Origin of the sequence: Mesorhizobium sp. CAU 1732, from assembly GCF_039888675.1 — a bacterium.
Taxonomy (GTDB): domain Bacteria; phylum Pseudomonadota; class Alphaproteobacteria; order Rhizobiales; family Rhizobiaceae; genus Aerobium.
On the sequence record NZ_JBDQQR010000001.1, the window covers coordinates 2,790,822 to 2,811,481 of the forward strand.

18 protein-coding genes are annotated in these 20,660 nt (G+C 61.5%); 6 read left to right on the forward strand and 12 right to left on the reverse strand.

The genetic code is table 11. The annotated features are described in order from the left end of the window. The first annotated feature begins 7 nt into the window (after window positions 1-7). Complete coding sequence (locus AAFN55_RS13565) at window positions 8-1,777, forward strand: ABC transporter ATP-binding protein (RefSeq protein ID WP_347799366.1); 1,770 nt, start codon at window positions 8-10, stop codon at window positions 1,775-1,777. A gap of 63 nt (window positions 1,778-1,840) precedes the next feature. Here AAFN55_RS13565 and AAFN55_RS13570 read toward each other — a convergent pair whose 3' ends face one another. From AAFN55_RS13570 to AAFN55_RS13595, 6 genes are read right to left on the reverse strand one after another with little or no spacing between them, the layout of a single operon-like run. Then, window positions 1,841-3,223, reverse strand: a complete 1,383-nt coding sequence (locus tag AAFN55_RS13570) for an FAD-binding oxidoreductase (RefSeq protein ID WP_347799367.1) — start codon at window positions 3,221-3,223, stop codon at window positions 1,841-1,843. A 10-nt stretch (window positions 3,224-3,233) separates the two neighbouring features. Beyond that, window positions 3,234-4,508, reverse strand: coding sequence for a TRAP transporter large permease (locus AAFN55_RS13575; protein ID WP_347799368.1), 1,275 nt, complete (start codon window positions 4,506-4,508; stop codon window positions 3,234-3,236). Next, a complete protein-coding gene (locus AAFN55_RS13580) occupies window positions 4,505-5,002 on the reverse strand; it encodes a TRAP transporter small permease (protein ID WP_347799369.1) in 498 nt (165 codons plus the stop codon). The genes AAFN55_RS13575 and AAFN55_RS13580 overlap by 4 nt, the downstream gene beginning before the upstream one ends. 24 nt (window positions 5,003-5,026) lie before the next feature. Next, the gene (locus tag AAFN55_RS13585; protein ID WP_347799370.1) at window positions 5,027-6,028 is read right to left on the reverse strand and encodes a TRAP transporter substrate-binding protein; all 1,002 of its coding nucleotides are present in this window, start codon (window positions 6,026-6,028) and stop codon (window positions 5,027-5,029) included. A gap of 35 nt (window positions 6,029-6,063) precedes the next feature. Continuing rightward, entirely contained in the window at window positions 6,064-6,957 is an 894-nt protein-coding gene (locus AAFN55_RS13590) for an amidohydrolase family protein (protein ID WP_347799371.1), read from the reverse strand. A 2-nt stretch (window positions 6,958-6,959) separates the two neighbouring features. Continuing rightward, window positions 6,960-7,688 (reverse strand): FadR/GntR family transcriptional regulator, encoded by a 729-nt coding sequence (locus AAFN55_RS13595; RefSeq protein ID WP_347799372.1) that lies wholly within the window; start codon window positions 7,686-7,688, stop codon window positions 6,960-6,962. A 282-nt stretch (window positions 7,689-7,970) separates the two neighbouring features. On the opposite strand from AAFN55_RS13595, the gene AAFN55_RS13600 reads away from it, so the two are divergent. Further along, entirely contained in the window at window positions 7,971-8,393 is a 423-nt protein-coding gene (locus AAFN55_RS13600) for a hypothetical protein (RefSeq protein WP_347799373.1), read from the forward strand. A 116-nt stretch (window positions 8,394-8,509) separates the two neighbouring features. After that, window positions 8,510-11,470 carry an autotransporter domain-containing protein gene (locus tag AAFN55_RS13605; protein WP_347799374.1) on the forward strand — a complete coding sequence of 987 codons (2,961 nt, stop codon included), beginning with the start codon at window positions 8,510-8,512 and terminating at the stop codon, window positions 11,468-11,470. Between the two features lie 204 nt (window positions 11,471-11,674). Here the strand turns inward: AAFN55_RS13605 and AAFN55_RS13610 are convergent, their stop codons facing one another. The 6 genes from AAFN55_RS13610 to AAFN55_RS13635 all read right to left on the reverse strand — a co-directional run bounded on the left by AAFN55_RS13610 (window position 11,675) and on the right by AAFN55_RS13635 (window position 17,384). Then, complete coding sequence (locus AAFN55_RS13610; RefSeq protein WP_347799375.1) at window positions 11,675-12,031, reverse strand: hypothetical protein; 357 nt, start codon at window positions 12,029-12,031, stop codon at window positions 11,675-11,677. Between the two features lie 24 nt (window positions 12,032-12,055). Continuing rightward, entirely contained in the window at window positions 12,056-12,337 is a 282-nt protein-coding gene (locus AAFN55_RS13615; protein WP_347799376.1) for a hypothetical protein, read from the reverse strand. Between the two features lie 23 nt (window positions 12,338-12,360). Then, window positions 12,361-13,116 (reverse strand): IclR family transcriptional regulator, encoded by a 756-nt coding sequence (locus AAFN55_RS13620; RefSeq protein WP_347799377.1) that lies wholly within the window; start codon window positions 13,114-13,116, stop codon window positions 12,361-12,363. A gap of 213 nt (window positions 13,117-13,329) precedes the next feature. Further along, entirely contained in the window at window positions 13,330-14,421 is a 1,092-nt protein-coding gene (locus AAFN55_RS13625; protein ID WP_347799378.1) for an ABC transporter substrate-binding protein, read from the reverse strand. Between the two features lie 33 nt (window positions 14,422-14,454). Beyond that, on the reverse strand, window positions 14,455-16,248 hold the full coding sequence (locus AAFN55_RS13630; protein WP_347799379.1) for an ABC transporter permease subunit: 1,794 nt from the start codon (window positions 16,246-16,248) through the stop codon (window positions 14,455-14,457). After that, on the reverse strand, window positions 16,245-17,384 hold the full coding sequence (locus AAFN55_RS13635; protein WP_347799380.1) for an ABC transporter ATP-binding protein: 1,140 nt from the start codon (window positions 17,382-17,384) through the stop codon (window positions 16,245-16,247). Before AAFN55_RS13635 ends, AAFN55_RS13630 begins: the two co-directional genes overlap by 4 nt. Window positions 17,385-17,885: 501 nt before the next feature. Between AAFN55_RS13635 and AAFN55_RS13640 the strand changes: the two genes are divergently transcribed. From AAFN55_RS13640 to AAFN55_RS13650, 3 genes are read left to right on the forward strand one after another with little or no spacing between them, the layout of a single operon-like run. Beyond that, a complete protein-coding gene (locus tag AAFN55_RS13640) occupies window positions 17,886-18,674 on the forward strand; it encodes a CoA transferase (protein WP_347800259.1) in 789 nt (262 codons plus the stop codon). Beyond that, window positions 18,671-19,438 carry a CoA transferase gene (locus AAFN55_RS13645; protein ID WP_347799381.1) on the forward strand — a complete coding sequence of 256 codons (768 nt, stop codon included), beginning with the start codon at window positions 18,671-18,673 and terminating at the stop codon, window positions 19,436-19,438. Before AAFN55_RS13640 ends, AAFN55_RS13645 begins: the two co-directional genes overlap by 4 nt. A 16-nt stretch (window positions 19,439-19,454) precedes the next feature. Continuing rightward, window positions 19,455-20,654, forward strand: a complete 1,200-nt coding sequence (locus AAFN55_RS13650) for a CoA transferase (protein WP_347799382.1) — start codon at window positions 19,455-19,457, stop codon at window positions 20,652-20,654. The last annotated feature ends 6 nt before the right edge of the window (window positions 20,655-20,660 follow it).

Below are 20,660 nucleotides of genomic sequence, written 5' to 3' on the forward strand. Positions count from 1 at the left end.
GGACGTGATGGACGATAAGCCTATTCTTTCGCTTCGAGATGTGAGGATCGAACTGAAGCACCAGCGGGCCGGCGAGCCTCTGGTGAAGGGCGTCTCGTTCGATCTGGCAAGCAAGGAAACGATAGCGATCGTGGGAGAGTCAGGCTCAGGCAAGAGCCTGACTTCGCTGGCGATCATGCGACTTCTCAACCCGGCCCTGTTCCAGGTCGCTGGCGATATCGTTCTGGGCGGAACGTCGTTGCCGCTTCTGTCGGAAAAAGAGATGCGCGCCATCCGCGGAAACCGCATATCGATGGTGTTTCAGGAGCCAATGACGTCGCTCAACCCCGTCATGACCGTTGGTCGCCAGATCGCTGAAGTCATCGTCGAACACGAGGGGATGTCGTACAAAAGAGCGCTTGTGAGATCGGAAGAGCTTCTGGACCAGGTAAGGATACCTTTTGCCCGGCAGCGCCTTAACGCATATCCGCACGAACTTTCCGGTGGAATGCGTCAGAGAGTGGTCATCGCCTGCGCGCTGGCATGCCGCCCTGAGCTTCTTATTGCAGACGAGCCGACCACGGCATTGGATGTGACCGTGCAGCGTGAAGTTCTCGATCTGATGCGCTCGCTGCAGGCGGAGCTTGGCATGGGCATCATTTTCGTGACGCACGATATGGGTGTCGTGAATGAGGTTGCCGATCGAACGCTCGTCATGTCTCACGGCGAGGTGGTGGAGCAGGGCGCGACGGGCACGATTTTCACCGCTCCGCAACATCACTACACGAAAAAGCTGATCGCTGCCGTGCCATCGTTGAAGGACGGCTTCGCGGATTTGGAGGGCAGCGCTTCCACGACAGAATTCGCGGTCGATAGCCTTGTGTCGCGTTTTCCGATCCGCGGTGGATTTCTGAACCGCCAGACTGCGTGGAACCATGCCGTCGATCGTGCGAGCTTCTCGGTCTCGCGCGGCGAGACGCTGGGGATCGTCGGTGAATCCGGCAGCGGAAAGTCTACCTTGGCGCGCGCGATCATGGGTCTGTCTTCCATCGACAGCGGTAGCCTGACCCTGAATGGCGTCAGCTTGATCGACCAGCGCGGGCGTCGACGCGTCAATCCCGCTATTCAGATGGTGTTTCAGGATTCCGGGGCGGCGCTCAATCCCGCTTTCACGGTTGAACAGACGCTCGACGAAGCGCTGAAGTTATGCATCCACGATACGAGTGAGACCCCGGCGGACCTGCTTTCGCGCGTGGCGCTATCCGAGCAGTTTCTTTCTCGCTTTCCCCACGAACTGTCGGGCGGGCAAAGGCAACGCGTCTGCATTGCCCGCGCGCTTGCGCTTCGACCCGATATCATCATCGCGGACGAATCTGTCGCCGCACTCGATGTCACGACAAAATTCCAGATCATAGGGATGTTGCAGGGACTGCAGCGCGATGTGGGCATCTCCTTCATTTTCATCACGCACGACATGACGGTCGTTCAACGCATGTGCCACAAGGTAGTCGTCATGTGCAAAGGCAAGATCGTCGAGAAAGGGTCGACCCGGGACGTGTTGCTTACGCCGGCGCATCCATATACCCGCAAGCTTCTATCCGCCGTGCTCTCCGTTGACGGAAGCGCCGCGTACCATGACCATTCGTGCAATCAAGAGAACTTGTTTGATGCGGACAGCATTCGTCCGGTCAGCGCCGCAAATCCGGAATTGAGGTACAAGAGCTTGGGCAACGGGCATTTGGTGCTCGCGCAAGAAGACGCTGATGGCGCCACCGCAACTGCGGCGTCGTGGCGCTGAACGGGATGCGGCCGCTCTTGGCGCCGGGCTGCCTTTCTGGCTGACCGGCTCAACTTTCAATGATCACATAACCTTGCCGGGGTTGAGGGTATTATCCGGGTCCAGCGCATGCTTGATTCTTGCCATGAGACCCAGCTCCTCACCGGATTTGTAGCGAAGCATTTCGTCGATCCGATACTGACCGATGCCATGTTCTGCGGAGATGCTTCCATTGTATCGCGCCACGACATCGTGCACCGCCCGCTTCGCGTCCGCGTCAGCAAGATCCGCTGTAGCGAGCACATTGAAATGAAGGTTGCCATCGCCGGCATGCCCGAAAATATTCACGGTGCTGCCAGGGGAAAGCGCGGCAATGGCCGCCGATGCTTCCTTTATGAAATCCGGGATCGCGCCGACGGGCACGGAGATGTCGTGTTTGATGCTGCGCCCCTGGTGTAGTTCGGCTTCGGTTATATTTTCGCGCAGCGCCCACAATTGTTGGGCCTGCGCCTCGGACCTGGCGATCGTACCGTCAACGGCCTCACCCGCCTCAAGCGCGGCTTCGAGCATTGCCTCGACGGCACCGTCGATATCGCCGAAGTTCGAACCCACCTCCAGCAGTACATACCAGACGCCTGGGGCAAGTGGCAGCGCCACACCCGAATGGCGCGCTACAAGATCCATCGAGACGGCGGAAATCAGTTCGAAGGCGCTTACCTGATCGCCCAACTCGTCCTGCGCGCGTGCGAGAAGCGCCAACCCTGCCTGGGCGTCCGGAACGGCAAGCAGTGAAACGGAACGTTTCCGCGGCTGCGGAGACAGCCGGAGTACCGCGGCGGTGATGATGGCGAGCGTGCCTTCGGAGCCGATGAAAAGCTGTTTCCAGTCATACCCGGCATTGTCCTTACGCAGATGACGCAAACCATTAACGAGCGTGCCGTCGGCGAGTACTATTTCCAGCCCCAGAACAGACTGTCGAGCCATGCCGTAGCGCACCACATGAATGCCGCCTGCGTTGCTCGCAACCACACCACCAATCTGCGCGGAACCTTCCGACGCCAGGTTGATAGCCAGCTTGCGTCCCTGGGCGAGGGCGGCGTCCTGCGCGGTCTGGAGGATGCAGCCGGCTTCCACTTCCATGGTCATGCCAACGCGGTCGATATGCCTGATCGCGTTCATGCGCGACATGGACAGTACGATTTGTCGAGCGTCGTTCGCCAGCGGGACGCCGCTGCCCGCAAGACCGGTATTTCCACCCTGGGGCACGACGCGGATGCCAGCGTCGGCGCATTGTGCGACGACGGCTGCCACCTCATGCACGTTTCGTGGGCGCACGACCGCGACGGCGTCACCGCGAAATAGCCCACGCCAGTCCTGCAGAAACGGTTCCTTGTCCTGTGGCTCGAGCAAAAGGCCATGGGGACCAACTATATCGGTAAGTCGGTCGATGAATGACGGGTTTGGCATGCGAGTATTCTCAATTGGGTACGAATAGAAGGGAGAACGCCGGAATGTAGGTGGTCAGCATGAGCACGAAGAGCATGATGAGGATTTGAGGCCAGATCGCTTTCGAGATGCGGTAGAGACTGAGCCCCGATATTGCCATGCCGACAAACAGGCAGTAGCCGACTGGCGGCGAGGCCATACCAATGGCGACATTGGTGACGATGATGGCCCCGAAATGGATAGGGTCGATGCCGAAACTGTTCGCGATGGCAATCAGCATCGGGCCAAGGATCACCATGATCGCGATTTCGTCCATGACAGCCGCGAGCAGGAAGAAAGCGGCGTTGAGACCAGCGAGCGCCAACCATTCTTCCGTTACGTTGGAAGACAGCCATGCAGCGAAGTCGGTGGCGATGCGCTCCTGTGCGACGAGTACGCCGAACCCCGCCGAGACGGCGATGATCGAGGTGACGATGGCGCTGGTTCGCATTGCGCGCAGGGCCACGCCCGAAAGATCGCGCCAATTCATGCCACGCTCGATGAAAAGCCCCACGATCAACGCGTAGACGCAGCTTATCCCCGCCGCTTCAGTCGGCGTGAAAACGCCACCATAGATGCCCCCCAGCACGATGAAGGGTGAAGCCAGCGCCCATTTGCCTTGGACGAAAGCGTCGCGCTTTTCGCTCCAGGTTGCCCGCTCCTGCTTCCTGATGCCATGACGTTTCGCGTGGACGTGACAAACGACGAGCAGACCCGCGACAATCGTCAGTCCAGGAACGATACCTGAGAGGAAAAGTCGGCTGATCGACTGCTCTGCGATAGTTCCCCAGATCACGAAGGCGATGGAGGGAGGAATGAGCGGGCCGAGGACGCCTGCGCTTACTGCGATTGACGTCGCGAAGGCTTTGTCATAGCCGGCCTTTGCCATCGCCGGTATCATGATCGCGCCTATCGCTGCGGTCGTTGCAGGCGCGGAGCCCGAAATCGAGGAAAAGATCAATCCGGTAAGCACAGCGACCATCGCAAGGCCGCCTGTCCGCTGGCGCACGAAGACCGACGCGACCTCAATGAGACGCTGCGACATCCCGCCGGCGCTCATCAGTTCGCCGGCAAGCATGAAAAGTGGAATGGCCAAAAGGCTGAAACTTTGAGAGCCGGCCACCATTTGCATGGCAAGAAACGCAGGCTCGATATCGGCAAAGATCAGCACCAGCATTATGACGCCGCCAATGGCGATCGCAAACGGTACGCCGAAAACGACGAGAGCACCGAAACCGGCGGTGAGCAGTAGGATGCTGATGCTCATGGCGCGATTTCTGTCTCAGCTTCGGGTTGGGAAACGCCAAGCAAACGCGCTGTGGCGAAGAGGAAGATCAGCGCGCCGCAGACGGGGGCCAATATGTGCAGGATCTCGATGGGATAGCCGATAGCGGCGGAAACTGAGCCGCCGGTCATGCTGTAGTAACGTTCGCCCGACCAGAGCAGATAGGCACCGAAGGACATGGTGAAAGCATCGATGGCCCGTTCTGCCCATCTTCTCATCGGCAGGGGCACGCTGCCGATGATGAGGTCGAGACGAACGTGAAAGCCCTGGTTCACCCCAAGCGCCAGGCCACCGAGTATCGCCCAAGAAAACATCAGCATGGCGCCTTCCTCGGTCCAGGAAGGCGCGCGTCCGAAGACGTATCGCATGACCACCTGGATCACGATGCACAGCATCATGATCCAGGCGGCTGAAACGATACTTGCCTGAAGCAGTCGTGATATCAGCGTGATGACGGGGGCGGCCAAGGCTTTCATCAGATACCTCCGCGAAGGCGATGTTTACTGGACCGCAGCGAGCGTCTCGTCGAGCAGGTCGGTGCCGATGGAAGCCCTGAACTGCTCATAGACGCTGCCCACAGCCTCGCGAAACGGAACGAAATCCTCAACGCGGTTCACTGTCATGCCTGTGGCTTCGAGACGGGTAATGATCTCTTCGGTAACGGCGCGGGTTTCTGCGCGCTGACGTATGGTCGCCTCGGCACCCGCCTTTGTCACAACCTGTTGAAGATCTTCCGGCAAGCGGTCGAAGAAGCGCTTGCTGACCAATAACGGGATTGCAGAGTACGTGTGGTTCGTCAGCGACAGGTAGCGAGCAACCTCGAAATACTTGTTCTGGTCGATCACCGCGAGTGGAATTTCCAATCCGTCGATTGCGCCCTGCTGTACCGCGGTAAATGTCTCACCCCATGCCATCGGGACGGCATTGCCGCCCAGTGAGGAGAACATGCCGATGAAAACCGGGTTTTGCATGACGCGGTACTTCACGCCGAGAATGTCATCCGGCTTTTCGACCGGGCGCACATTGTTGATCATGTGGCGGAAACCGCCCTCCATGAAGCCGAGGACCTTGATGCCCTTGCTTTCCAGGTTCGAACCCAGCTTCTGCCCAATCGGACCGTCGAGAACCTCTGCGGCCTGTACCTCACTTTCGAAAAGAAAGGGTAGGTCGTTCAACTGGAAGCTCCCCTCCACCTGTGCAATGACGGCGTTGGTGATGATGGCCGCATCGACCGTTCCGAGCCGCATTCCGTCTATCATCGGCTTTTCGTCGCCAAGTTGCCGGTTCGGAAACAACTGCACCTCAAGCCTGCCGCCTGAATTCTCTTCGACGAGCTCCTTGAACGCACGCGCGCCAACCGCGTACGGGTCGGTCGCTCCATCGGAGGTCGTCCAGCCCAATTTAATGACGGTTTTCTGCTCAGCGGCGGCTGGACACGCAGTAAGCGCCAAACTTGCCCCGAACACAGCGACAAGCGCACGGCGCGTGATATTGAAAGCCATGAAATTCTCCTCCAGATTGATAGTGGTCGGTCAGTTCAACTCGCTGCCGGGCCTGCGAAGCCGTAAAGTCGGGCCGGGTTGGTAACGAGAATGTTGTTGCGAAGCTGCTCATCGGGCACCCACAGCTCCAGCAGCTCAAGAAGGTCGCCTGTGTTGGGCATCGGCTGCGTAAGCGCGACGTGCGGCCAATCGGAACCCCATACGCAACGATCCGGGGCCGCTTCCCCCAGCGCCTGCGCGAAAGGCAGGGTGTCGTCGAAGTTCGCTTCCTGAGCAGACATACGGTAAGCGCCCGAGAGCTTAACCCAAGCTTTGCCGTCTTTCAGGAACTCGACCATCTGTGCAAAGCCTGGATGGTCCGTTCCGGATTCCACTGGAATGTGTCCCATGTGGTCGAACACGACCTCCACGGGCAACCGCGCGATTATCGGGGCTATTTCAGGCAGCGTTTGAACGTTGATCAGCAACTGCACATGCCAGCCCAGCGGGGCAATGCGGGCCGCGAGGCGTTCCAGTTCCTCGATGGCGATGCCTCCGCCGAACAGCGCATTGATACGGACGCCGCGAACGCCCGCAGCCGAAAGCTCCTCCAGTTGCGCATCGCTCACGTCGGGCGCGACGACTGCAACGCCTCTCAACCGGCCGGGATGTCTGCGCAAGGTTTCCACCATGCAACTGTTGTCGGTGCCATAGACGCTGATCTGGACCAGAACGCCCCGATCCATTCCCAGCGCATCGAGCATCGCAAGGTAGGATTCCTCGGACGCGGCAGGTGGCGTGTAGCTGCGATTGGCTACCATCGGGAAACGCGCCCCACCGATAACATGTGCGTGCGTATCGCAAGCCCCCCTCGGAATTGCAAAGGAGGGTGTCCGCACAAAGGGGTTCGCGCCCTGGCAAAATGGGATCGAAGACGTGGACGAGACCATGCTCAGCGCTGCTCCAGTGCCGAGAACGAGCCCAGCCCCAGTCGCTCCATCGCGGAACACAGGTGTTGGCGCATGGCCTGTTCAGCACCGGGAGCATCACCCTCCACGATGGCCGCCAGCACAGCCTCGTGTTCAGCCTCGACCAGCATCACCCTCTCAGGCAGTCGCGCTGCGGTGTTCGATCGGGCCTGGGCGATGGCTTCACGCAGATTGGCGCCGAGAAAGGCGAGAAAGCGAAGTATGTATGGATTGCCGGACGCGCGGGCGATAGCCAGGTGAAAATTGCTGTCATCGCCAGTACCATCGCGTCCGCTGGCGATAGCTTCCTTAAGGAGCAACAAAGCGCTCCGCATTTCCTCGTGATTGCAGGCGTCCGAGTTGATCGCCGCAAGCCGGGCTGCCGTGCCCTCCACGGCAATGCGAAGTTGAAAGACGTGGCGCAGATTGCCATGCGCCTCAGCGGCCTCATCCAGCCGGAAAAGTGCCTTGCCCGGCTCTGCGGCAACGAACGCACCGAGCCCCTGGCGGGAGTCTATAAGCCCCTCCGAGCGCAGCCGAGACATGGCTTCACGCACCACCATGCGCGACACGTCGTAACGTTCGGCCAGTTCCTTTTCGGTCGGGAGCTTCTGACCGGGCGCGAAATCGCCGGTCCGGATCGCCGCGCCAAGCCGGCGAGCGACAACCTCAGACAGCCTTGGCGCGCGTTCAACTGTGTCATCATCAAACATGAGCGTATGCTTAACATCATACATGCTTGTCATACAACATGAAAATAGCGGCCTCGCCCAGTCTCGAATGGGCGCAACACTGTGCGTTTCCACGAACGAGCCGGTTGCGTTGGCTTTGATAGTTCAGTTCGTAAAGGGCGCGTACAGGACAGTTAGCGAGCCTGCGGCATGCCGATACGGCGACCTCCGGCCTTGCTGCGGACCACAAAGCCACCGAAGCCGCGTTGCGGGACTCAGGTCTGCCGTTCGGCCTGTTTCGGCACGGCTGGTACACGGAGAACCATGCCCTCCGTGCAAGCTCCGCTACAACATGGTGCCGTCATCGGCTGCGCCGGAAAGGGGCGTTTCTCGTCCGCGACACGTGCCGACTATGCGGCGGCGGCGGTCGTTCTCACCATGGATGGCCATGCCGGCCTCGTCTATGAACTGGCCGGAGACGAGAGCTATGACTTGGCCGATTTGGCAAACACCATCGCGTCAGCAGCGGGCAGACCCGTCACCTACCAGGACCTGCCCAAGGCAGAGTTCAAGCAGGCTCTCATCGGGATGGGGCTTCCTGACGTCGTTGCCGAGTTGATCGCGGAATCCGATATCGGCGCATCGAGGGATGAGTTGGAGGACAAGGGCCGGCAACTGAGCGCATTGATCGGCCGTCCGACGACGCCCTACCGGCAGATTGTCGAAACGGCAGTTGCTGCCGGCTGACAGTTTGCCAGGCCTTATCGGATACAGGTGCCGTGGTATGGATCATACCCGACTGTCGTTTCGGCGGCGCCTCGTGTTGCCAGCTTCGTCATTGGGGGGCACCATGGCGGGCCGGCATGAGCCTGATGGATTTTGCCAGAATGGGGCGGGCACTTGTATGTTACGGGGGAATTCTGCGTCGAGAATCAGTCTTGGCGGTGTCGAGCGAACGTGGTTCGTCGCAGAAGTCAGGGCAGGGGATTATCCGGATGAATATTGGAAGTCGCGGCACCTTTCGCTCGCTTCTGTTGTCCACCGCCATTGCGGGCATACTGGCCAACGCCGCCAGTGCACAGACCTCCGGCGACCCGACTGATCCGGAAAGCTGGCGCACCCCGGAATACCGCGCGCAATGGGGGCTCGATTTCATCAATGCTGCCGATGCCTATGCAAAGGGGCTCGATGGCAGCGGGGTCATGGTGGGACTGATCGATGGTGGTCTTGACATAAATCATCCTGAATTTGTGGGGCGCTATATCGAAGGTGTCACTTTCGATCCATCGTATCCCTGGAACGTGGACGCGGAGAACCACGGCACTTCAGTTGCATCCATTATTGCCGCCAATCGCGATGGAGTCGGCATGCATGGCGTGGCTCCCGGAGCAATGATCGTTTCTGCCAACAGGTACGGCGGAGATGAATACGGCGATCTTTATGGCATCTCGATGCTCGTCGAGCGTGGAGTGCGCATCTTGAACAACAGCTATGGGTTTTTACGCCCGACTACGGATTTTACCTTCGAAGAAGCGGAGAGCGGCTTTGAACGGGAGCTTCCGGTTTATCGTCGCGCTGTCGCCGAAGGAGCTCTTCTGATATGGGCCACGGGAAATGAAGGATGGAGCCAACCCGCCATAAACGCGGGCCTTCCCTTCTATTTTCCGGAACTGGAGTCCGGTTGGCTGGCGGTCGCCGCGGTTGCGCCCGGCGATATGCCGACATGGTCGAATCGTTGCGGCGTCGCCATGAGCTGGTGCCTGGCAGCACCCGGCGGCGGCGACGTCTGGGAGTGGGACGACGGCAACAAACAATGGGTCTGGATAGGCGACCGGGACGACATTTTGGTTGCCAATGCAGGCGGCGGATACAGCAAGGAATGGGGCACGTCATTGGCTGCACCGTTTGTAGCCGGCACTGCCGCGCTGGTTGCGCAAATGTTTCCTTACATGACCATGGAGCAAGTGCGCCAGGTTCTGCTCGGGACGGCCCGGGATGTCGGCGCTCCGGGCGTGGACGAGATCTTCGGCTACGGCCTGCTCGATGCCGGCAAGGCAGTGCTTGGACCGGGCAAGTTCGACTGGGGCGATTTCCACGCGGTGATCGACGAAGGCAAAAGCGTATGGGAAAACGACATCACCGGCGATGGCGGGCTGATGAAGTCGGGCAATGGCGTGCTTGTCCTGACTGGTGACAGCGCCTATCTCGGCGACACCCGCATCGCCGGCGGTGTGCTTGCCGTTAACGGCAGCATAACATCCGATACGCTCATCGATCCGGCCGGCACGCTCGCCGGCACCGGCACGATCTTCGGCGACGTGGACAACAATGGTGCGGTCTACGCCGGCTGGAACCGCGACGGCGGCACGCTCACCATCGACGGCAATTATCGTCATCAGAAAGACGCCTGGCTGGTCGTGGAACTCGGCGCGCCGGACGGCACGAGCCGTCTCGACATCACCGGCACGGCCACCATCGAGGGAGGGTCGGTCGATGTCGGGTTCGAGCCCGGCGCCTATCGCGGCGATGCGCGCCACACGATCCTGTCTGCAGATGGCGACGTCACTGGACAGTTCGCGGATGTCTGCAACTGCTATGCCTTCCTCGATTTCGATCTCATCTATGATCCGACGAATGTCTATCTCGACGTCTCGCGCAACAGCGTCGCCTTCGCCGACGTGGCCACCACACGCAACGGTGCAGGGGTCGCGGGAGGCATCGAAAGCCTCGGCCTGGACAACCAGCTCTACGGCATCGTCACGACCCTGAACGCGGATGGGGCAGCCGTCGCGTTCAACCAGCTTACCGGCGAGATCCACCCCTCGCTTGCCGGCACGCTGGTCACGCAAACCAGTCTCATCAGCGATGCGGCTTCATCACGCCTTCGCACTGCCTTTGCAGATGTCGGCGCCCCGGCGTTGCCGGTTATGGCCTACGGTCCGGACGGGCCAGAACTCGCGCCTGCCACGACCGATCGTTTCGCAGTCTGGAGCCAGGCGCTCGGAGCCTGGGGTGAACGCGACGGAACAGATAATGTGGCGGGCCTTGACCACTCCATCGGCGGCGTGCTGTTCGGCGGCGACGCGGCTATGGGCGACGCGGCTATGGGCGACGCCTGGCGGGTCGGCGTGCTCGGCGGCTACAGCCAGACCACATTCGAGAGCCCGCGTACATCCTCGTCAGGCTCCTCCAAGAATATACACCTCGGCCTTTATGCCGGCACCGAGTGGGGTGCGGTCGCCCTGCGGACGGGTGCTGCCTACACATGGCACGATATTGAAACCCGGCGCGCGCCTCGGTTCAGCAGCTATTTCTATGATTTCGACGGCAAGCCGGCAGCAGACTATAACGCAGGCACCGCGCAGGTCTTCGGCGAACTCGGCTATCGCATGTCCGCCGGTAATCTCCGCCTTGAGCCATTTGCCGGACTGGCACATGCAAGCGTCAGGGCGGACGGCTTTGCCGAAACAGGCAGCGGGATGGGCCTCGTTTCCGCAGCGTCCACCACGGATGTCACGTTCACGACACTCGGCGCACATGCCGCTACTGACTTTGCCCTCGGAAACCTCGGCGTTACCGCCCGTGGCATGCTGGGGTGGCGGCATGCTTTCGGTGACACCGTGCCGACCTCCACCTTCGCCTTTGCAGGCGGCACGCCGTTCGCGATCGAAGGTCTGCCGATCGCCAGGAACGCGCTGGCGATCGAGGCCGGCCTCGACCTCCAGATTGCAAAGGCCGCAACATTCGGCGTCGCCTATGCCGGCCAGCTCGCCAGCAAGACGCAGGATCACAGCTTCAAGCTCGACCTTGCCGTGAAGTTCTGAAACCATGCCCCACACCTTGGGAACGGGTTTCGCAAAGCGACGGCCGCTTGCCGGATGACGCCGCACGATCCGACCCGTGAAAGAGCTGAGGCCGACAACTACGCGACCTATCCGGGCGTGCGGGGATCGAGGCGGGTTGGCTGAATCACCTAGGGCAGCTTTCGGACTTTCCTTCCCCAAAGCTGCCGTTCGGCTATCCACTCCTCACGTTCCGTTCCAGCCCAACAGCGCGGTGATAACCAAGCCGGACAGGCCGATACCGACGATGGCAGCAAGGCTCAAGAAGTAGCGCTTGAAGCGATCTGCCCAAAGCACGGCCCAGGACCGTTCGGGCTCGGCCAGCAGACGGGCGCTGCGATGTATGCCCCGATGGATTGAAAAATCGACGTCAACGACCATTCGCGGCCTGATGGCCGGGTCGGCGGCCTGGCGCTTGCCGATCTGGTCGATGCGTATACCCAGCCAGGCCTCTGCGGCGAAGCCGAGGAGGAACAAGACGGAAAAGAACACGATGATCGTGTAGGGCCAGAATCCGATATCGGGCCAAGATTGAAAACGCATCGCCCTAGCCTCTCGCTATGACACCTAATCGCCCCGGCATTTGCCAGCTTCCACCTTCTGCGCGATCACCGCATCCGACAGACGATCAATCCATGGCATGGCGGGTTCCTTGCCGACTTCCTGCATGCTGATCATCGACCATAGAATGTGCTCCCGCAAGCAGAGCTGTGACTGCTTTGGTGCCACACCCGTGCAAAAGCCGCCGGTTCGACCAGTCAGTGATCTTGTTTCGCGGGCGCTGCCACCAACCAAAGTCTGAGGCTGCGTGGTCTGGAAGAGATGATGGCTGAGCAGGGCGTTGGCCACGCGGAGAGGGCATGCGCTCTGGATCAGTCGCGCGGAACATAACCGAGCGCGGCGCTGATCGTCTGCCCCGCACGCACGACATGCTCCGCGATCTGCTTCAATTGCCGGCGGTTGATGCGGGTGTCGGGGCCGGACATGCCGATCGCGCCGACGACTTCGCCGGAGCGGTTGAGGATCGCGCTGGCGCATGCGGCGATGCCTGCGCGCCATTCGCCATGCGGCACCGCCGCGTAGCCTTGCCGGCGCGCCAGTTCGACATCCTCGCGCAACTCCTCCAGCGTTATGCGCGTGGTGCTGGTGTAGCGCTTGAAATGGGGAACGAAGCGTTCGAGATAGCTGTCGGGCAGATGCGCGAGCATGGCCTTTCCGGTCGCCATCGTGAATGCGGGTGCGCGGGCGCCGACGCTGGTATGCGCCCGGATGTGATGGGCGCTTTCGATCTTGTCGAGATAGATGACGTCGGTGCCTTCCAGAACGGACAAATGAACCGTCTCGCCGGTGATCTCGGCCAGTTCGGCCATCGCGGGGCGGGCGACCTGCACGATGTCGAGGCGGCGGATGACGTTGCTGCCGAGCTGCCAGATCTTGGTCGTCAGTTCATAGGTGCTGCTGGGCGGTATCTGGCGGACATAGCCATGCATCTGCAGCGTCGTAAGCAGCCGATGGACATTGCTTTTCGTGAGCTTCAGTTCGGCCGCGAGGTCGGTGACGCCGCGCGGATTCTCGCTTGCCGCGAGCGCTTCCAGAAGTCGCAGTCCCTTGATGAAGGCTTTATCCATAATCCATGCCGTCGCCGAGTTCGCAGGCCGAGAATCGGAAGCGATTTTCGGTGAAGTCCGATGCTCCGTCAAAGGGGCGGAGATTGCCAATCGGCTGAATGAAACACATGGCGTTCTCTACCATGAGCTGCCGGCCCCGGCCAACCGAGCCGGCCCCTTACTGCGCGGACGGCCGCGATCGGCGATCGCGGCCGTCCAGATTGCCTTCCGCCCTTATTGCGAGAGCAGGGCGTTCAGTTTTTCCTGGCCATATTCTTCATTGGTGGTGTTGCCGTCGGACGACTTGGCACCCCAAAAGTCCGGGCTCCACTCGATGGCCTTCTTCACGTTTTCGGGATTGTTGGCCCAGTAACGGCTGACTTCCGGATCGGCCTTCTCGAACACCAGCGGCGACGGCAGCGCCACGGGATATGCTGAGGTAAGCTCCGCCGCCCGCTCTGCATCGAGGCGCCAGGATAGCAGCTTCAGCGCGTTTTCGTAGTGCGGCGCGCCTTTCGGGATCGAGAAGAAATCATAGTAGATGAAGCCCTGGTTCCAATTGACTTCAACCGGCGCGCCTTCGAGTGCAAGCAGGCTCATGGAGCCTGTATACGCCATGCACATGTCGGCCTCGCCGTCGAGCAGGAGTTGCGGTGCCTGGGCCGAAGTGGTCCACCACTTGGTGACGTGGGGCTTGATCTCCTCGATTTTCGCCAGGGCGCGTTCCATGTCGATTGGATAAAGGTCCTCCTTCTTCACGCCATCGGCCATGAGCGCGGCTTCAAAAACGAAGCGCGGCCATGCCGGCAGACAGCGTGACCCAGGGAACTTTTCGACGTTCCAGAAATCGGCCCAGCCGCTCGGCGCGTTGTCGCCGCTGTACTTATCGGTGTTGTAGGCCATGCCGACGCCGATCACCTGAAGGGCGACGCCCTTCGGGCGCTTCAGATTGTCGGGCATGGTTGCGAGCGTCGTCTTGGCGCTGTCGGAAAGCTTGTCGTAGTCGATATCGGCAAGGCAGCAATCGCCGAGCAGCGCGGTTTCCTGGTCGAAGATGAAGGTCAGATCCCAATCGGTCTTGCCGGCGTCGACCTGCGCCTTGATGCGTGGACCGCTGCGGGCTTCCTGAACGAGCACGACGTCGATGCCGGTTTCCTTCTTGAAGGGATCGTACATCACCTTGCGCAACGCATCGCCATAGGGTCCGCCCGGATCCTGCATGACGACTTCGTTGCTTTGGGCATGGGCGGTCGCGGCACTCGCCGCGATGATCGCCATCGCCGTGAAGCGCACGGCGAGAGACTTGAAAGTCGAATGTCGTTTCATTTCATCTTCCTCCCTAATTAAGTTTTCGATCGTTCACGCGGTCTTGCGCGAGCGGGTCAGTACCGGCCGCGCAAGGATGATGCCGACCACCACGAGGAGAACCTCCAGCGTGGAGACGACGGCAAGGACGGGGCTGAGCTCGTAGTTGACGCCGGCCCACAGCTTGAGCGGCAGTGTCACCAGGCGCGGGCTGGTCAGGAACAGCGACAACACCAGCTCGTCGAAGGAATGCAGGAACGCGAAGAACGTCGCCGCAGCCAGACCTGGCGCGATCGCCGGCAGCGTCACCGTGCGGAATACGGCGAGCGGCGAGGCTCCGTGCACGGCCGCAGCTTGCTCCAGATTGCGATCGACGCTTTGCAGCGCGGCGCAGATGATGACCACCACGATCGGCAGTCCACCGATCGCATGGGCGGCTGCCAGCCCGCCGATCGTGCCGTCGAACCCGACGCGCAGATAGAGACTGTAGAGCGACAGGCCGAGCACCACGGGCGGAACGATCACCGGGCTGACCAGAAGCAGCATGATGATGGTCTTTCCGCGAATGGAACTGCGCACGATGCCCATGGCAGCGGAGGCGCCGAGGAACACGGAGATGAGCGCAGAAATGACGGCGATCGTCAGCGAATCGAAGAACGCTTTCACCCAGGCACTGTCGGTGAAAAACTGCTCGTACCAGCGCAACGAGTAGCCCGGTGGCGGGAATGTCAGGAAGCTGGCCTTGCTGAAAGAGATGATCATGACGACGATGATCGGCGCCACCAGAATGGCGATCACCAAGGTGCCGGCTGAAATGACGGTGGCGCTTCCGAGCCAGCGGGGTGCCGCCGAAAGCGCGCGCATGATCGGCCAGCCGATCGTGTCGGCGAGAAGCTTGCCGAACGCGCCCTGGGAGAATGCACGCCCGCCGTAATCCTTGCCGCGCTTTTTCGTGGAAGTCTTGTCGGTAAGCTTGCCGCCGCCCCACAAAAACTCGAACCCGAGGAAGCGTCCGGCGATGCCCACGAAAACCATGGTGATGACGAGCAGCACAACGCCGAGTGCCTGCAGAAAGCCTTCGCTGCTGACGAAATTCGATTGCTGCGTGATATGCATGGCGAACATCTGGTCGCCCGGACCTCCGAGCAGCGTCGGCGTGATGAAGAAGCCTATGCCCATCACGAAGACAAGCAGAAAGCCCGCGCCCACGCCGGGCAATGTCAATGGCAGCAGCACGCGCCAGAACACGGCGAGCGGCCCGGCGCCGCTCGCGGCGGCGGCGCGCGTCAGGCTCGGATCGAGGCGGGCGACGCTGGAATAGATCGTCAGCACCATGATGGGCAGCAGCACCGCCGTCATGCCGAGCAGCACTGCCCCGCGGTTGAAGAGAAGCTGCATCGGCTGGTCGTAGATGCCAAGCCAGACGGCTAACTTGTTGACGGGACCGTTTCGGCCGAGAAGCACCATCCAGGAATAGGTGCGGATGAGGATCGCGATGAAATAAGGGAGGATGACGCTAACCGCCACCACGACCTGTACCCAGCCGCGCGTGCGGTGGATCAGAAGGGCGGTCGGATAGCCGAGGATGGCGCACAGTATGGCGACACTGAGCGCGATGCCCATCGTCCGCACGAGCGAGTCCCAGTAGAGGGGCACCGAGAAGACCCGGTCGAAATAGACCCATGGCGTCGGGCCGCTGACGCTTATCCTGGTCAGATCCATCAGCGGCAGCAGATAGATGAAGCCCAGGAAGAGGGCCGCCGGAACGAGCAGCCATGCCGGGTTGCCGAAGATCTCACGCAGGCTCACGGACTGGCTTCGCCGTTCATCCCTGACGGCGACAGTCATGAAAGCACCCAGCAGTCTTCCGCGCGCCAGCCCGCATGGAGCTTGTCGCCCACCGAGGGCAATGCGCGGTCGGCGCTGTCGGAACAGCGGATGAGCAGAGTCTCGCCGCCTTCCATCTGCGCTTCGATGCGCAATATCTCGCCCAGGAAAAGGGCGGATGTGACAGTAACCGGGATCGTGTTGGGAGCAGGCTCGTCGCTGATCGTGATGCGCTCCGGGCGGACCAGAACGGTGGCGCGGCCGACATCGATCGCGCCGCGGCTTTCGGCCTCGAAAACATAGCCGGCGCGGTTTTTCAGCGTGATCGTCGAGCCGCGTTTCTGCACGATCTCGGCATCGACGAGGTTGCTTTCGCCGACAAATGACGCAACGAAGCGGTTTGTCGGGTGGCGATAGATTTCCGTCGGGGTGCCGACCTGCACGATACGGCCGTTTTCGAGGACCGCGATGCGGTCGCTCATGGTCAGCGCCTCGCCCTGATCGTGCGTGACGAAAAGGATGGTGCTGCCCAGCGCCTGGTGGAGGTCGCGGATCTCGATCTGGATCGATTCACGCAGGCGGCGATCGAGCGCGCTCAGCGGTTCGTCCATCAGCACCACCTTCGGGCGCATGACAATGGAGCGGGCGATGGCCACGCGCTGTTGCTGGCCGCCGGACATCTGCGAAGGCATCTTCGCCGCATGCTCGGACAGCCGCATGATCTCCAGCGTCTCGGCGACGCGGCGGTCGGTTGTCGCGCGGTCGACGCCGGCCATGCGCAAGGGGAAGGCCACGTTCTGGTTCACGGTCATGTTCGGGAAGAGCGCGTAGCTCTGGAACACCATGCCGAAGCCGCGCCGATGCGTGGGAACCCTGTGGATCGCCTTGCCGTCGACAAGGATTTCGCCCTCGTTCAGCTTCTGGAAGCCCGCAACGAGGTTGAGCAGCGTGGTCTTGCCGCTCCCGGAGGGGCCGAGCAGCGTGATAAACTCGCCGGGCTCTATGTCGATGCTGATGTGGTCGGCGGCGCGGAAATTGCCGTAGGTCTTGACGACATCCCGGACTGTGATGCTGCTTCCGATCACCTGCCGGGAGACGCTTCCGCCACCGGTCGATCCTTCTCCACCCTCGCTACGCCGGGCCACACTGACAGTCATCGCATTCCTCCCATGCGTTCTACATTATAGAACGGTATTCCGTATTTATCATTAGTCGCCGCTTGTGCCTTGTCAAGCCGGGTCGCGGCCAAGTGCTCCGGGGCGCGCCGACCGAAGGCTTGCTGCAATGCAACATACAGAGCAGGCGCTGTTGGCAGCAGGCGGTTTTTTTCTTTGTGCAGGCGATGTCGGGAATAATCTTGTTATCCTGCAGTGATGCCCTGGCGTATGTAGTCCTGTGCGGCGTCTGTCAGCCAAGGTTCCTCACAACGCGATTACCGGCGCGGGCTTGCATGAGATTCGCTCAGATCAATCACGTCACATCCAGCAGGCCGCGCCGTCTTTCCGGCCGTGCACGACGTGCGTTGACACCGCCATGCAATCGCGCCTATCCTAAATTTTCAGAATTGCGTTCTATATTATAGAACATATTTCGACCGCTCGCCGAGTGCGAGGTCAAGCAACGGGCAGGAGACGAAGTTGCTGAGTGAGCTGGAGGAAATGGCGAGGGTGATCGAGCCGGGCGCGAAGCTTGCGCTGCCGGTCGACTATGCCGGCGTTTCAATGGCCATGACGCGGCCGATCATCGAACGGGGCGCGCGCGATCTGCATCTGATCTGCGTTCCGACCGGCGGTCTTCAGGTCGACCAGCTCATCGGCGCGGGTCTTGTCGCGACGGTGGAGACGAGCGCCGTTTCGCTCGGCGAGGCCGGCGGCGCGCCGCGCTTCAATCAGGCGGCGAAGGACGGCACGATCAGGCTGATGGACGCCACATGCCCGGCCATCCATGCCGGCTTGATGGCGGCGCAGAAGGGCAGTCCCTTTCTGCCGATGCGCGGCCTGATCGGCACCGATGTGCTGACCAACCGCAAGGATTGGCGCCTCATCGACAATCCTTTTTCCGAGACGGACGACCCGATCGTGCTGGTGCCGGCGATCCACCCGGACGTTGCCGTCTTCCATGCGCCCATGGCCGACCGCTTCGGCAATGTGTGGATCGGCCGCCGCCGCGAGTTGGCGGCCATGGCCTATGCGTCGAAAGTCACGCTGGTCACGGTCGAACGTGTCGTGGAGGAGAATCTGCTTGCCGACGAAATGAGCGCCGCCGGTACGCTGCCCGCCCTCTATGTCGATTCCATCGCTTGCGCGCCGAAGGGGGCTTGGCCCTATGGGCTGTGGGGCGAGTATCCGACCGACACGGCAGAGCTTCTGCGCTATGCAACCATGGCGCGCACGGACGAGGGATTTCTCGACTACATGGCTTCTTCGCTGCCGGAGCCCGCGCAATGAGCGAGGTTCTTCCGCGCGAAATCCTCATCTGCACCATCGCCAAACTGCTCGACGGCGTGCGCCACGTCGCGGTCGGGGCATCGTCGCCGATCCCCGCCGCTGGCGCGATGCTCTTGCGCGCGCTGAAGGAAAAAGCCGGCGCGCCACGCGTGCGCATCTCCATACTCGGCTCGGTGGAGCACAATTTCTTCACCAACGGATCGGCCGAGCTTTTCGACTGTGCCGGGCAGGGGCGTATCGACGCATTCTTCCTGGGCGGCGGGCAGATCGACGGGCACGCCAATGTCAATCTGGTGGGTGTCGGGGAATATCCGCAGACCAAGGTGCGCTGGCCCGGCTCCTTCGGCGCGGCCTATCTCTATTTCGTGGTGCCACGTGTCATCCTCTTTCGCGAGGAGCACAGTCCCCGCGTCTTCGTGGACAAGGTCGATTTCATCAGTGCGCCCGGCGTCAGCGAGGACGGCGTCTATCGCACCGGCGGCCCCTATGCGCTTCTGACCGGCAAGGGTCTGTTCAGCTTCGACGGCAAGAAGCCTGGCTTCCGGCTGGAAAGCGTGCATCCCGGCCACGATCTGGCCGAGATCGAGGCCGCGACCGGCTTCGCCTTCGACCATGACGCGGTCCCGGCGTCCACGCCGCTGCCCGACGCAGACGTTCTGGCGCTGTTGCGCGGGCGCGTGCTGGACGAACTTTCCGAAACCTATCCCGATTTCGCCGGGCAACTGCTCGAAGACCTCAAAGACAGGTCGATGCCGGCGGCGTGACATGACTGGAAAAGCGATGCAATTCGATACGGGCTCTTTGGCCAATCTCAAAGTCGTCGACGCGAGCCGCGTGCTTGGCGGGCCCTATGCGGGGCAGGTACTTGCCGACCATGGCGCCGACGTCATCAAGATCGAGCCACCGGCGGGCGACGAGACGCGGGGCTGGGGCCCGCCCTTCCTCGACGGCACGGCAAGCTATTTCCTTGGCCTCAACCGCAACAAACGCGGCATGGCGCTCGATCTGGCACAGCCGGCGGGTAGGGAGCTACTGCTGACGCTTCTGGAAGATGCCGACGTCTTCATCGAGAATTTCAAGACCGGCACGCTGGAGCGCTGGGGGCTTTCCCATGACGAGCTCTCCAGGCGCTTCCCGCGCCTTGTCCATTGCCGGGTGTCGGGCTTCGGCGCGGATGGGCCGCTCGGCGGCCTGCCGGGCTACGATGCCGCGATCCAGGCATCCGCCGGCATCATGAGCGTGAATGGCGAACTCGGTGGAAAGCCGCTGCGCGTCGGCCTTCCCGTGGTTGATATGGTGACCGGGTTGAACGCCGTGATCGGCATCTTGATGGCGATCAACGAACGCGCCGCCAGCGGCAAGGGGCAATTCGTCGAGACCACGCTCTATGATTGCGGCGTCTCGCTCCTGCATCCGCATCTGCCGAACTATTACCTGTCGGGCAAGGTGGCCGAGCCCTCGGGCAACGCGCACCCCAATATCTGCCCCTATGACACATTCGCAACGCGCACCGACCCGATCTTCCTGGCCGTCGGCAACAACCGCCAGTTCGCCACGCTCTGCACCATCATCGGGCGCCCGGATTTGCCGGACGATCCGCGCTTCGCCTCCAACGGTGAGCGCAACGTCAATCGCGACGCGCTGAAGGTCGAACTCGAGACGGCGCTGGCCGCCTTCGACTGTGAGGCGATCGCCGACCGTCTCATCAAGGCCGGCGTGCCCTGCGGGGCGGTGCGCTCGATCGACCAGGTGGTGGAGGACGCTCATACCAAGCACCGCGAGATGGTGGTGGACATTGGGCCGTATCGCGGGACGGGCAGCCCGATCAAGATGTCGCGCACGCCCGCCTCCTATCGCAAGGCCCCGCCGGCCTTCGCCGAGCATACCGCCGAAATCCTGTCCGAGCGGGAGATTGAAAGCGAGCGCTATCGCGATGTGCTTCCGGGTCTGCCGGAAGCGAATGCCGCCAAGCGTGCATGAGGATTT

Bases quoted from the DNA above. Each gene is read 5' to 3' on its own strand.
- AAFN55_RS13640 (WP_347800259.1), top strand. From the start codon at position 17,886: ATGGCGAGGGTGATCGAGCCGGGCGCGAAGCTTGCGCTGCCGGTCGAC.
- AAFN55_RS13605 (WP_347799374.1), top strand. From the start codon at position 8,510: ATGAGCCTGATGGATTTTGCCAGAATGGGGCGGGCACTTGTATGTTAC.
- AAFN55_RS13595 (WP_347799372.1), bottom strand. From the start codon at position 7,688: ATGTTTGATGATGACACAGTTGAACGCGCGCCAAGGCTGTCTGAGGTT.
- AAFN55_RS13620 (WP_347799377.1), bottom strand. From the start codon at position 13,116: ATGGATAAAGCCTTCATCAAGGGACTGCGACTTCTGGAAGCGCTCGCG.
- AAFN55_RS13590 (WP_347799371.1), bottom strand. From the start codon at position 6,957: ATGGTCTCGTCCACGTCTTCGATCCCATTTTGCCAGGGCGCGAACCCC.
- AAFN55_RS13600 (WP_347799373.1), top strand. From the start codon at position 7,971: ATGCCCTCCGTGCAAGCTCCGCTACAACATGGTGCCGTCATCGGCTGC.
- AAFN55_RS13630 (WP_347799379.1), bottom strand. From the start codon at position 16,248: ATGACTGTCGCCGTCAGGGATGAACGGCGAAGCCAGTCCGTGAGCCTG.
- AAFN55_RS13565 (WP_347799366.1), top strand. From the start codon at position 8: ATGGACGATAAGCCTATTCTTTCGCTTCGAGATGTGAGGATCGAACTG.
- AAFN55_RS13645 (WP_347799381.1), top strand. From the start codon at position 18,671: ATGAGCGAGGTTCTTCCGCGCGAAATCCTCATCTGCACCATCGCCAAA.
- AAFN55_RS13570 (WP_347799367.1), bottom strand. From the start codon at position 3,223: ATGCCAAACCCGTCATTCATCGACCGACTTACCGATATAGTTGGTCCC.
- AAFN55_RS13580 (WP_347799369.1), bottom strand. From the start codon at position 5,002: ATGAAAGCCTTGGCCGCCCCCGTCATCACGCTGATATCACGACTGCTT.
- AAFN55_RS13575 (WP_347799368.1), bottom strand. From the start codon at position 4,508: ATGAGCATCAGCATCCTACTGCTCACCGCCGGTTTCGGTGCTCTCGTC.
- AAFN55_RS13625 (WP_347799378.1), bottom strand. From the start codon at position 14,421: ATGAAACGACATTCGACTTTCAAGTCTCTCGCCGTGCGCTTCACGGCG.
- AAFN55_RS13585 (WP_347799370.1), bottom strand. From the start codon at position 6,028: ATGGCTTTCAATATCACGCGCCGTGCGCTTGTCGCTGTGTTCGGGGCA.
- AAFN55_RS13635 (WP_347799380.1), bottom strand. From the start codon at position 17,384: ATGACTGTCAGTGTGGCCCGGCGTAGCGAGGGTGGAGAAGGATCGACC.
- AAFN55_RS13610 (WP_347799375.1), bottom strand. From the start codon at position 12,031: ATGCGTTTTCAATCTTGGCCCGATATCGGATTCTGGCCCTACACGATC.
- AAFN55_RS13650 (WP_347799382.1), top strand. From the start codon at position 19,455: ATGCAATTCGATACGGGCTCTTTGGCCAATCTCAAAGTCGTCGACGCG.